General features: G+C 61.0%; 9 protein-coding genes. 7 read left to right on the top strand and 2 right to left on the bottom strand.

Annotated elements, in window-relative coordinates:
- On the bottom strand, positions 1-2,252 hold a 2,252-nt coding region (locus ACF8FG_RS04150; RefSeq protein ID WP_392518612.1), incomplete at its 3' end, for an Ig-like domain-containing protein.
- Positions 2,253-2,442: 190 nt separating this feature from the next.
- Positions 2,443-3,999 (bottom strand): nitric oxide reductase transcriptional regulator NorR, encoded by a 1,557-nt coding sequence (norR, locus tag ACF8FG_RS04145; protein WP_014589724.1) that lies wholly within the window; start codon positions 3,997-3,999, stop codon positions 2,443-2,445.
- Between the two features lie 154 nt (positions 4,000-4,153).
- On the opposite strand from norR, the gene hmpA reads away from it, so the two are divergent.
- The 7 genes from hmpA (at position 4,154) to cyoE (ending at position 11,676) form a co-directional block, all read left to right on the top strand.
- Positions 4,154-5,332, top strand: coding sequence for an NO-inducible flavohemoprotein (gene hmpA, locus ACF8FG_RS04140; protein ID WP_012051223.1), 1,179 nt, complete (start codon positions 4,154-4,156; stop codon positions 5,330-5,332).
- 456 nt (positions 5,333-5,788) lie between these two features.
- Positions 5,789-6,295: a disulfide bond formation protein B gene (locus tag ACF8FG_RS04135; RefSeq protein WP_014589725.1), complete on the top strand. Its 507-nt coding sequence runs from the start codon at positions 5,789-5,791 to the stop codon at positions 6,293-6,295.
- 559 nt (positions 6,296-6,854) lie between these two features.
- On the top strand, positions 6,855-7,796 hold the full coding sequence (gene cyoA / locus ACF8FG_RS04130; protein WP_003248605.1) for a ubiquinol oxidase subunit II: 942 nt from the start codon (positions 6,855-6,857) through the stop codon (positions 7,794-7,796).
- 3 nt (positions 7,797-7,799) lie between these two features.
- The gene (gene cyoB, locus ACF8FG_RS04125) at positions 7,800-9,818 is read left to right on the top strand and encodes a cytochrome o ubiquinol oxidase subunit I (RefSeq protein ID WP_014589727.1); all 2,019 of its coding nucleotides are present in this window, start codon (positions 7,800-7,802) and stop codon (positions 9,816-9,818) included.
- 3 nt (positions 9,819-9,821) lie between these two features.
- Positions 9,822-10,445, top strand: a complete 624-nt coding sequence (gene cyoC / locus ACF8FG_RS04120) for a cytochrome o ubiquinol oxidase subunit III (protein ID WP_019436939.1) — start codon at positions 9,822-9,824, stop codon at positions 10,443-10,445.
- On the top strand, positions 10,445-10,777 hold the full coding sequence (gene cyoD, locus ACF8FG_RS04115; RefSeq protein ID WP_003248599.1) for a cytochrome o ubiquinol oxidase subunit IV: 333 nt from the start codon (positions 10,445-10,447) through the stop codon (positions 10,775-10,777). Before cyoC ends, cyoD begins: the two co-directional genes overlap by 1 nt.
- Before the next feature lie 11 nt (positions 10,778-10,788).
- Positions 10,789-11,676, top strand: coding sequence for a heme o synthase (gene cyoE, locus ACF8FG_RS04110; protein WP_003248596.1), 888 nt, complete (start codon positions 10,789-10,791; stop codon positions 11,674-11,676).
- The last annotated feature ends 74 nt before the right edge of the window (positions 11,677-11,750 follow it).

The raw sequence follows: 11,750 nt of genomic DNA, 5'->3' as shown, positions 1-11,750 counted from the left end.
GGTTGGGATACGTTGCCGGCGGCATCGGTGAGGGTGACTTGCAAGGTGCTGCCGTCGTTCACGGCAGGGTCCAGGGCGATGACGAAGGTGCCATCTGCAGCGACGGTGCCGGTCGCGAGGATGTTGCCTGCCGCATCACGTACCTGCACGGTAGAGCCGGCTTCGCCTCGACCGCTGAGCTGGCTGCCGGCAAGACCGATCACCAAGTCAGTCGGGGCTGCGGGTGGCGTGGTATCGATCCCGTCGATATCCGGTGCGGTGACTGCGCTGCTTGGCGATGTGTTGCCAGCGGCATCGGTCGCGGTGGCCTGCAGCACTTCGCCGTCAACTTGTGGCGGATTGAGGTTGAGGCTGAACACGCCGGTCGGGCCGACCAAGGCAGTACCCAGTTCGGTACCGTCGGCAGCCACGATGCGCACGGTGCTGCCCGGTTCGGCGCGGCCGGTGATAACGCTGCCGTCCGCGCTCACGGCCAGTTCGGTCGGTGCGGCAGGGGCGGTGATATCCGGTGCGGTGATCTGGGTAGGCAGCGAGGAAACGCCGCCGTCATCGATGGCGACCACGTCCAGCAGTTCGCCGTTGGCCTGAGGCGGGTCGAGGGTGACGGTGAAGCTGCCGTCGGGGCCTGCCACCACACTGCCAATCAGCGTGCCGTTGGCGTCATGCACTTCAACACGACTGCCAGCCGGCGCGGTACCGGTGAGGGTGGTGCCATCAGCATCGATGGCCAGATTGCTCGGGCTGTCGGGCGCGGTGGTCAATGGTACGTCGTACTCGGTAGCCACCGAAGCATTGCCGCTTGGGTCGGTCTGCACCAGGCTCAACTGCTCGCCTGGCTGAGCGGCCGGATCCAGATCGATCAGGAAGGTGCCATTGGCTCCCACAACACCCGTGCCGATCACGGTGCCATTGGCATCGCGAACTTCGACGGTGGCGCCGGGCTCGCCGCGACCGCTCAGGGCCAGGCCCTCAGCGCCGACGGCAATGTTGCTCACCGCATCGGGCGGGGTAATGTCCGGCGCATCGAATTGCAATGGGGCAGAGCTGTTACCGGCGGCATCCACCAGACGCACATCGAGTGCTTCACCATTGGCCTGGGCAGGCGACAGGGAGAGGCTGAACAGGCCGTCGGCACCGACGACACCGGTGCCAATCAGGTTGCCGCCAGCATCGCGCACCTGCACGGTAGCGCCGGGCTCTCCGCGACCGGTGAAGGTGACGCCATCGGCCAGGGCCAGGTCGGTCGGTTGTTCAGGGGCTGTAGTATCAGGGGTGTCGACGTCCGGTGCCGTGATGTTGGCAACTGGCGAGCTATTGCCTGCCGCATCTGCGGCGCTGACCTCCAGGGCCTGGCCGTCGCTTTGTGGCGGTTGCAGGGTAATGCTGAACTGGCCGTCCGCACCGGCCACCGCAGTGCCCAGCAATACGCCACCAGCGCCTTGCACGGAAACCGTCGAGCCGGGCTCGGCACGGCCGGTGAGGGTGGTGCCCTGTTCATTGATAGCCAGGTCGGTCGGCGCCAGTGGTGCAGTTGCGTCCGGCGCAGTGACAGTGCCAGGCGCCGAGACATTGCCGGCGGCGTCGGTCAGGGTGACATCAAGGTTTTCGCTGTTGATCTGCGGCGCATTCAACGTCACGTTGAAGTTGCCGTCGGCACCCACTGTCCCGCTGCCGATCAGGTTGCCGGCGGCGTCGCGGATGTTCACCGTGGTGCCTGCTTCGCCACGGCCCGTCAGACGCAAGCCATCCGGCGAAACCAGCAGGTCGATCGGTGTGGCCGGTGCGCTGGTGTCGGGGTCGGAACCGCCGCTGCTGCCCCCGCCTCCATTGTCCGCCGCTGCTGCTGCACCGCCCACGCCGAGCAGGCTGAGCCCGGCAATCGCCCAAGTTGGCATGGCGCTGCCTGCAGTACCGATGCCTGCGACCAGTTCGTCCAGCGAGGCCACTTCTTCGAAGGTGAAACCGGTGAAAGCTGCCGCATCGTACTGGGCATGCCACAGGGTGCCGTCTTCGCCGACGAAGACCATATCGCTGCCGACCCCGGCCTGGTCCACGGCGAAGAAGTTACCGATGGTGACCTTTTCCCCCGACTTCAGGGTGACGATCAGGTCCTGTCCGCGCTGGGTGACCGTTGCCACTTTGTCTGGAGATACCGGTATCTGCACGACGCTTGGTGCTTTGAGATTGATATTGCCCCAGGCGCTCTGAGTGGCGACTTCGGATTGCTTATCGGCGACGACGATGTTGTCCATGGATGCTCCCTGCTGATATCCGGATCCCCCGGCCCGAGTGTTCGGGCCATAACCGGCGTAACAGAGCCCTGTCAGGGGTCTTACGCACAGCCTCGACCAGGTAGTCGACAAACGGGTGGTTAGGGAGATATAGCAGCCGGTGGGGAAGCAACCAGATGGCTTTCTGGGTTAATCCTTTGGTAGAACAGCCTCAGCGAAGCCCTAGCCTGCGGGCCAAACGGCTCAGGTTTGCGCGGTCCAGACCGAGTTCGCGAGCTGCTGCTGCCCAGTTGTCCTGATGCCGCTGCAGGCAGGCTTCGATCAGCTGTCGCTGGTAAATATCGACGGCTTCACGCAATCCGCCTTCAGGCGGGGTGACCACTTGCAGCGCTTCAGTGGGGGAGGGCAGCGTGCCTGACGTGGCTGCCGACACACGCAGGTCCAGGTCGATGGCTTCGAGGGTGAGGATACGTGGCCGATCAGGGTGCTGGCCTAGCGCCTTGAGTGCCGAGCGGCCGATCAGGTGTTCCAGTTCGCGCACATTGCCTGGCCAGTCGTAGGCGATCAGCGCGGCTTGGGCCTCATGGCTCAGGCGCAGGCTGTTCAGGCCAAGCCGTGAACGGTTCTGTTCGAGGAAGTAGCCCGCTAATAGCAGCACGTCTCGCCCACGTTCGCGCAACGGTGGCACGTGCAGCGGGTATACGCTGAGGCGGTGATAGAAGTCGGCGCGGAAGTTGCCCGTACGCACCTCGGCAGCCAGGTCGCGGTTGGTCGCGGCGATCAGGCGCACGTCCACCCTGTGCTCGCGGTCCGAACCCAGGCGCTGCAGTTGGCCGCTTTGCAGCACGCGTAACAGCTTGGCCTGGACCGTCAGCGGCAGTTCGCCCACTTCGTCGAGGAACAGTGTGCCGCCGTTGGCCAGTTCGAACTTGCCGCGGCGCTCGCCATGCGCGCCGGTGAAGGCGCCGCGCACATGACCGAACAGTTCGCTTTCCACCAAGGTGTCGGGCAGGGCGGCGCAGTTGAGGCTGATCAGCGGCTTGTCGGCGCGGCTACTGGCCCGGTGCAGGGCCTGGGCCACCAGCTCCTTGCCGACCCCGGTTTCGCCGGTGATCAGCACGGTCAGGTCGCTGCTGCCGACCAGACGGATTTCCTCCACCAGACGTTTGTGCGCCGCGCTCTGGCCAATCAGCTCTCTATCCTGGCCGCTGGCCTGGCGGTAGAGCTCGGCGCGATGGTGTTCGTCTTCGGCACGCAGGGCCAGGTGTTCGATACGCTCGGCCACGGTAACGGTGGCGGCAGCCAGGCTGGCAAAGGCCTGCAGGGCATCCAGCTCCAGGCTCTGGAACTGCCCGGGGGTGAGGGCGTCGAGGGTGACCAGGCCCCATGGGCGCTCATCGACCATCAACGGGCAGCCCATGCAGTCGTGCACTTCAAGGTCGGCATCGGGGGCATTGACCAACCCATCGTAGGGGTCGGGCAGTTCGGAGTCGCTGGCGAAACGGGTAGGTTCCGGGCGGCTGAGCAGTACCTGGAAACGCGGGTGCTCGCTGACCCGAAAGCGCCGGCCAAGGGTGTCGGGGCTAAGGCCATCCACCGCCAGCGGCACCAGCCACTCACCATCCAGTCGCAGCAGTGCTGCAGCATCGCACGGCAGCAGGCCGCGCATGGCTTGCAACAGGCGGCGGTAGCGTTCCTGGTCGGGCAAATCGCGGGACAGGTCGCTGACCAGAGGCAGCAGGGTGGTGAGCAGTGGCTTTGTAGTCATATGGACTCCTATGGGTCGATATGACTATACGCAGGGGTGGGTCGTTTTGACATGACCTGCATCAAACCCCTGATTTTACTGGCGATAAAAGTTGGCACGATTGCTGTAATGGCAGGGGCAGTCATTTGAAGCCACAGGCTCAGGAGTTGTTGCAATGCTCAATGCCGAACAACGTGCAATCATCAAGGCCACTGTACCTCTGCTGGAAAGCGGCGGCGAAGCGCTGACCACCCACTTCTACAAGATGATGCTCAGCGAGTACCCCGAGGTACGGCCGCTGTTCAACCAGGCCCACCAGGCCAGTGGCGATCAGCCGCGTGCGCTGGCTAATGGCGTGTTGATGTATGCCCGCCATATCGACCAGCTGGAGCAACTGGGCGGTCTGGTTGGGCAGATCATCAACAAGCATGTTGCCCTGCAGATTCTGCCGGAGCACTACCCGATTGTCGGAAGCTGCCTGCTGCGCGCCATCGAGGAAGTGCTGGGCAAGGACATTGCCACCCCTGCGGTGATCGACGCGTGGGGCGCGGCCTATGGCCAGCTGGCCGACATTCTGATTGGCGCTGAAGAAAACCTCTATAAAGAGAAGGAAGAGGCCGAGGGTGGCTGGCGCGGTACCCGTGAATTCCGCCTGGTACGCCGCGAGCAGGAAAGCAGCGAGATCGTTTCGTTCTACTTCGCCCCGGTGGATGGCATGCCGGTGCTCAAGGCAGAACCTGGCCAGTACATCGGTCTGAAACTTGACATTGACGGTGCCGAGCAGCGCCGCAACTATTCCCTGTCGGCGCTGTGCGACGGCAAGGAATACCGCATTAGCGTCAAGCGCGAGGCGGGCGGCAAGGTCTCCAACTACCTGCACGATGAGCTGGTGGTGGGCGATACCCTGAAACTGTTCCCGCCTGCGGGTGACTTCACCCTGGCAGCCAGCGACAAGCCGCTGGTGCTGATCAGCGGAGGGGTGGGCATTACCCCGACCCTGGCGATGCTGCAGGCAGCATTGCAAACCCGGCGCGAGGTGCATTTCATCCACTGTGCGCGTAATGGCGCGGTGCATGCCTTCCGGGACTGGATCGATGGCCTGGCGGCGCGCCATCCACAGCTCAAGCGCTTCTACTGCTATGCCGAGCCAGAAGGTGGCGCTGCGGCCGACGCCGTGGGTTTGCTCAGTGAAGACCTGCTTGCCGAGTGGCTGCCGCAGGAGCGTGACGTGGACGCCTACTTCCTCGGGCCGAAGGGCTTCATGGCGGCGGTAAAGCGCCAACTGAAGGGCCTGGGTGTGCCGGAGCAGCAGAGCCGCTACGAGTTCTTCGGGCCGGCGGCAGCGCTGGAGTGATGTAGCGCCTGTGCCGGCCTCTTCGCGGGCAAGCCCGCTCCCACAGGTATTGCACCGGTCTTGAATGTGGTGCCGTCTCTGTAGGAGCGGGTTTACCCGCGAAGGGGCCGGTACAGGCTTATAAAGTACTCGTCCCCCCGCTGCAGCACACCTTTCTGCCTATATATAAAGGAAAGATGAAACCGGGCGCTGCGCTTTCATCCTTAATCATCCTTTAATCACGGTATCCTTCACTCCCGGGTGTCGAGGGGCTTGCCCCTGCGCGGCACCTGGGCAGCCGTTTTTTTGCCGCCTGGCGTTGAACCGACGTCGTTGCGGCCGGTCTCAGCCACACTGGATAGCCCTGCGCAGTGCTTCCGCGACGCTCCCTCGGCATGCTCACAGGCCATGCCCAGCGTGTAGACTTGCGCCCAGGCAGGCGGACCACGCTGCCACTATCCATCGAAGGAACCGGCAATGAACGAACAAACATCGCGCCTGAATCGGGAACGGCGCTTTCTGGTGCTGTTGGGGCTGATCTGCCTTTCACTGATCGGCGGCGCCCTCTACATGCAGGTGGTGCTAGGCGAGGCACCCTGCCCGCTGTGCATCCTGCAGCGTTATGCGTTGCTGTTCATTGCCCTGTTTGCCTTCATCGCTGCGGCGATGCCTGGGCGCCGCAGCCTGACCTTCTTCGAGGCATTGGTGGTGCTCAGTGCCATTGGCGGAATCGTTGCGGCTGGCAACCATGTGTATATACTCGCCAACCCCATGGTCAGTTGCGGTATCGATACCCTGCAGCCGATCGTGGATGACCTGCCACTGGCAAAACTGTGGCCACTGGCGTTTCAGGTCGACGGCTTCTGCAGTACGCCTTACCCGCCGATCCTCGGCCTGTCGCTGGCGCAATGGGCACTTGTTGCCTTCGTGCTGACCGCCGTCCTGGTTCCGCTCGGTATCTACCGCAATCGACGCCAGGCTTAGACAAAAGTCCCGAATTGCATGGGGTCTTTTGCACCGCATGAGAAGAGGGAAAAGTTGCGCACCGCTTGATCCAGATCAACCCGTAGGCCTTGCAGAATGCGGCTTTGAGGCCTAGCAAGCGGGGTGCGACAAACTGTCGCGAAGTTGAATTATTGAGCAGCATTGTTGCGGATTCTGTAAAAGACTGTTGCTCAATAAGTCATAGTCAAGGGTTGGCGACCTATCTACAATCGCCCCCAATTTCCGTTCGGCACTGCTTGCGAGTCGCAGGATTGAAGGAAGCCCCAGCGCTCCTTTTTGCTGACTTCGTCAAGTTTCGCCCAACGGCGATACCGGGCGGACACCCCTCCGCGTTTTCCCGCACCAAATGGACTTGGTCTGAAGTACAGGCCTGTTGCCTACGAAACCATAAGCACCGCTAACCCGCTTGAAGCCAAGGTCCTGCAGTCGGACCCCAGGCAGGAGCGAGTACGGGCGCGAAATGCCTCACTTGGCAGGACGAAGTGTTGGCTACCAAAACACAAATTGCATTGAAGCAAGCTGATCTAGAGGTCGTGAGATGAGTAAAAAGCGTTACCCCAGACTGTTTGGCATATTGCCCTTTTTAGGCATGCTTTTACTCAGTGGGTGCAACTGGACCCTGCTCGACCCGAAGGGCCAGGTCGGCATTGAGCAAAAGAACCTGATCCTGATCGCTACCGGCCTGATGCTGCTGGTGGTAATCCCTGTGATCATCATGACCCTGGCGTTCGCCTGGAAGTACCGTGCTTCCAACAAGGCAGCCACCTACACCCCTGACTGGTCGCACTCGACCAAGATCGAGGCCGCGGTATGGATCATCCCGATCCTGATCATCATCGCCCTGGGTTACGTCACCTACCACTCCACCCACAAGCTGGACCCTTATCGTCCGCTGGATTCGGACGTTAAGCCGATTCAGATCGACGTGGTCGCGCTGGACTGGAAGTGGCTGTTCATCTACCCGGAGCAGGGCATTGCCACGGTCAACAAGATCGTCTTCCCGGCTAACACTCCGGTCAACTTCCGCGTCACTTCCGACGCCGTGATGAACTCGTTCTTCATCCCGGGCCTGGGCGGCCAGATCTACGCCATGGCCGGCATGACCACCAAGCTGCACCTGATCGCCAACGAAAACGGCGAATTCGACGGTATCAGCGCCAACTACAGCGGTGCTGGCTTCACCGGCATGAAATTCAAGGCTACTGCCACCTCTCAGGAAGACTTCGACAAGTGGGTCGCTGAAGTCAAGCAGTCGCCGAAGAAGCTGGACAAGGCCGAATACGACGCCTTGGCCAAACCAAGCGAAAACAACCCGGTCGCGCTGTATAGCGAGGCTTCGCCTGAGCAGTTCCAGCTGATCGTCGACAAGTACGAAGGCATGAACCGCGGTCGTAGCCACGAAGAAGCAGGCAGCAAAGATCTGGCCACAACCAAGGGTGTGGAATCGAGTATGCAACCAGCTGCCGGTGCAGAGGAGTAAGAGATGTTCGGTAAATTAAGCCTGGAGGCGATACCCTATCACGAGCCGATAGTCATGGTGACGCTTGCCATGATCGCGCTCGGCGGTATCGCTGTCGTCGGTCTTATCACCTATTTCCGCAAGTGGACCTACTTGTGGAGCGAGTGGCTGACTACTGTCGACCACAAAAAGATCGGCGTGATGTACATCATCGTCGCGATGGTCATGCTGCTGCGCGGCTTTGCCGACGCCATCATGATGCGTACCCAGCTGGCTGCCGCAACCGGCGGCTCCGAAGGCTATCTGCCGCCTGAACACTATGACCAGATCTTCACCGCTCACGGTGTGATCATGATCATCTTCATGGCGATGCCGTTCTTCACCGGCCTGATGAACCTGGCGGTTCCTCTGCAGATCGGTGCTCGTGACGTTGCCTTCCCGTTCCTGAACTCCCTGAGCTTCTACCTGCTGCTGGCAGGCGTGCTGCTGGTCAACATCTCGCTGGGCGTTGGTGAATTCGCCAAGACCGGCTGGGTAGCCTATCCGCCGCTCGCGGGCATTCAGTACAGCCCTGGGGTGGGTGTCGACTACTACATCTGGGCGCTACAGCTATCCGGATTGGGTACGACGCTTACCGGCGTGAACTTCCTCGTCACCGTGATGAAGATGCGCGCACCTGGCATGAAACTGATGGACATGCCGATCTTCACCTGGACCTGCACCTGGGCCAACGTGCTGATCGTCGCTTCGTTCCCGATCCTGACTGCTGCACTCGCTCTTCTGACTGTTGACCGTTATCTGGACTTCCACATCTTCACCAACGAGCTTGGTGGGAATCCGATGATGTACGTCAACCTGTTCTGGGCGTGGGGTCACCCTGAGGTTTACATCCTGATCCTGCCGGCCTTCGGCGTGTTCTCGGAAGTCACTTCGACGTTCTCTGGCAAACGCCTGTTCGGCCACCACTCGATGATTTACGCATCGGGCGCGATCGCCATCCTCGGCTTTGCTGTATGGCTGCACCACTTCTTCACCATGGGTGCCGGCGCCAGCGTCAACACCTTCTTCGGCCTGGCGACGATGCTGATCTCCATTCCGACCGGTGTGAAGCTGTTCAACTGGCTGTTCACCATGTACCAAGGCCGTGTGCGCTTCACCGCACCGATGCTCTGGACCCTGGGCTTCATGGTCACCTTCTCCATCGGTGGCATGACCGGCGTACTGCTGGCCGTTCCGGGTGCTGACTTCGTCCTGCACAACAGCCTGTTCGTAATTGCGCACTTCCACAACGTGATCATCGGTGGCGCGGTATTCGGCTACATCGCCGGTTTCGCCTTCTGGTTCCCGAAAGCCTTCGGCTTCACCCTGAACGAGAAGTGGGGCAAAGCTGCCTTCTGGTTCTGGCTGTCGGGCTTCTACGTTGCGTTCATGCCGCTGTACGCCCTGGGCTTCATGGGCATGACCCGTCGTCTGAACCACTCCGACAACCCACTGTGGGAACCCTACCTGTACGTAGCCGTTGTCGGCGCCGTGCTGATCCTGTTCGGTATCGCTTGCCAGCTGATCCAGATCGTCGTTTCGGTCCGCGACCGCAAGCAGAACCTGGACGTGACCGGCGACCCATGGGGCGGCCGTACCCTGGAATGGTCGACTTCTTCGCCACCTCCGTTCTACAACTTCGCTCACATGCCTGAGAAAGTTGGCCTGGACTGCTGGCACGAAGCCAAGGAAGCAGGCGTTGCGTACAAGGCCCCGGCCAAGTACGAAGCCATTCACATGCCGAGCAACACCGCTACCGGTCTGTTCATGGGCCTGTTCCTGACCGTCTTCGGCTTCGCCTTCATCTGGCACATCTGGTGGCTGGTTGGCGCGAGCCTGGTTGCAACCATCGCTGTCTTCGTTCGCCACGCTGCACGTGACGACCAGGGCTACATGGTTCCGGCCGAAGAAGTGGCGCGCATCGAAGGCGAGCGTATGAAAGCGCTGGCCAAAGCAGGTGCTCTGCCTGCCGGCGCACGTGTCGAATCGTTTGAGCGGGTGTAATCAATGTCCAGTCAAGTAATGCACGGCGCTGCTCATGGTCACGACCATGGGCACGACGACCACCACCACGACTCGGGCCAGATGACCGTACTGGGCTTCTGGCTGTACCTGATGACCGACTGCATCCTGTTTGCGTCGCTCTTCGCCACCTACGCGGTGCTGTCCGGCAGTTTTGCCGGCGGCCCGTCGGGTCATGACATCTTCCAGCTCGATTTCGTAGCTGTTGAAACGCTGCTCCTGCTGCTGTCCTCGATCACCTTCGGCTTCGCCATGCTGAAGATGTTCGATGGCAAGAAAGCTGGCGTACTGGGCTGGTTGGCTGTGACCTTCCTGTTCGGTGCAGGCTTCATCGCGATGGAAATCTATGAGTTCCATCACCTGATCAGCGAGGGCTTCGGCCCGCAGCGCAGTGGCTTCCTGTCGGGCTTCTTCGCCCTGGTAGGTACCCACGGTCTGCACGTGACTGCTGGTCTGATCTGGATGGCAATCATGATGTACCAGATCAACAAGCACGGCATCACGCCGACCGCCAAGACCCGCATGAGCTGCCTGAGCCTGTTCTGGCACTTCCTGGACGTGGTCTGGATCTGCGTATTCACCGTCGTTTACCTGCTGGGGGTTCTGTAATGGCTAACGCACACGACACTCATCACGAAGGTAATCACGGCAGCGTCAAGTCGTACATGATCGGTTTTGTACTGTCGATCATCCTGACTGCGATTCCATTCGGCCTGGCCATGACCGCCAGCCTGCCGAAGAACCTGACCGTTCTGATCATTGTTGCCATGGCCGTGATCCAGGTAGTTGTTCACCTGGTTTACTTCCTGCACATGGACCGCTCGAAAGAGCAACGCAACAACGTTTCGACGTTCCTGTTCACCACCCTGGTGATCGCTCTGCTTGTCGGCCTGTCGCTGTGGATCATGTTCAGCATCCACTTCGAAATGTTGGCCAAGTGAGGTAAGACTGCATGTCCGTTAAGCACTTTATCCAAATCACCAAACCGGGGATCATTTTCGGTAACGTGCTTTCCGTGGCAGGCGGTTTCTTCCTTGCCTCGAAGGGCCATGTGGATTTCGCCCTGTTCCTGGCGGTGGTGATCGGTACTTCGCTGGTGGTTGCGTCCGGATGCGTGTTCAACAACTGCATCGACCGTGACATCGACCACAAGATGGAGCGCACCAAGAACCGTGTCATGGTTCAGGGCGGCATGTCGCTGCCCCTCGCGCTGATCTACGCCACCCTGCTCGGGGTGGCGGGTTTCAGCCTGCTGTATGTCCAGGCCAACCCGCTGTCTGCGTTCTGCGCACTGATTGGCTTTGTCGTCTACGTCGGTTTCTACAGCCTGTGGCTGAAGCGTAAATCGGTGCACGGCACCTTGGTTGGCAGCCTGTCGGGTGCCATGCCTCCGGTGATCGGTTACTGCGCCGTGAGCAACAGCTTCGACCTGGCTGCGGTAACCCTGCTGGTGATGTTCAGCCTTTGGCAAATGCCGCACAGCTTTGCCATCGCGATCTTCCGCTTCAAGGATTACAGCGCTGCCAACATTCCGGTTCTGCCGGTGGCACGTGGCATCCTCGCGGCGAAAAAGCAGATCGTGCTGTACGTGCTGGCCTTCGTGCTCGCCACCCTTATGCTTACCCTCGGCGGTTACGCCGGCCTCGGCTACCTGGCTGTGGCCGCTGCCATGGGCCTGTACTGGCTGTACATGGCCTGGGGTGGTTACAAGGCTGAGGACGACAGCAAGTGGGCCCGCAAGGTGTTCGGCTTCTCCATCCTTACCGTCACTGCATTGAGTGTGATGATGGGAGTGGACAGCCAGACCGCTGCGGACGTGCTGATGACCTACGCACGCTGAAACTGCTGCCTGTTTCACGAAAACCCCGGCCACTGTGCCGGGGTTTTTTTGGTGTTTTTCCTGTGCTGGCCTCT

Origin of the sequence: Pseudomonas sp. YQ_6 (assembly GCF_043103245.1) — a bacterium.
Classification (GTDB): Bacteria; Pseudomonadota; Gammaproteobacteria; order Pseudomonadales; family Pseudomonadaceae; genus Aquipseudomonas; species Aquipseudomonas alloputida.
Note: the sequence above shows the minus strand (reverse complement) of the source record. Positions and strands in the feature narration are given on the sequence as shown.

What these genes read in the sequence shown, in the direction of transcription:
- cyoA (WP_003248605.1), top strand. Translation starts at nt 6,855, where the DNA reads ATGAGTAAAAAGCGTTACCCCAGACTGTTTGGCATATTGCCCTTTTTA.
- hmpA (WP_012051223.1), top strand. Translation starts at nt 4,154, where the DNA reads ATGCTCAATGCCGAACAACGTGCAATCATCAAGGCCACTGTACCTCTG.
- cyoB (WP_014589727.1), top strand. Translation starts at nt 7,800, where the DNA reads ATGTTCGGTAAATTAAGCCTGGAGGCGATACCCTATCACGAGCCGATA.
- cyoC (WP_019436939.1), top strand. Translation starts at nt 9,822, where the DNA reads ATGTCCAGTCAAGTAATGCACGGCGCTGCTCATGGTCACGACCATGGG.
- cyoE (WP_003248596.1), top strand. Translation starts at nt 10,789, where the DNA reads ATGTCCGTTAAGCACTTTATCCAAATCACCAAACCGGGGATCATTTTC.
- ACF8FG_RS04135 (WP_014589725.1), top strand. Translation starts at nt 5,789, where the DNA reads ATGAACGAACAAACATCGCGCCTGAATCGGGAACGGCGCTTTCTGGTG.
- norR (WP_014589724.1), bottom strand. Translation starts at nt 3,999, where the DNA reads ATGACTACAAAGCCACTGCTCACCACCCTGCTGCCTCTGGTCAGCGAC.
- cyoD (WP_003248599.1), top strand. Translation starts at nt 10,445, where the DNA reads ATGGCTAACGCACACGACACTCATCACGAAGGTAATCACGGCAGCGTC.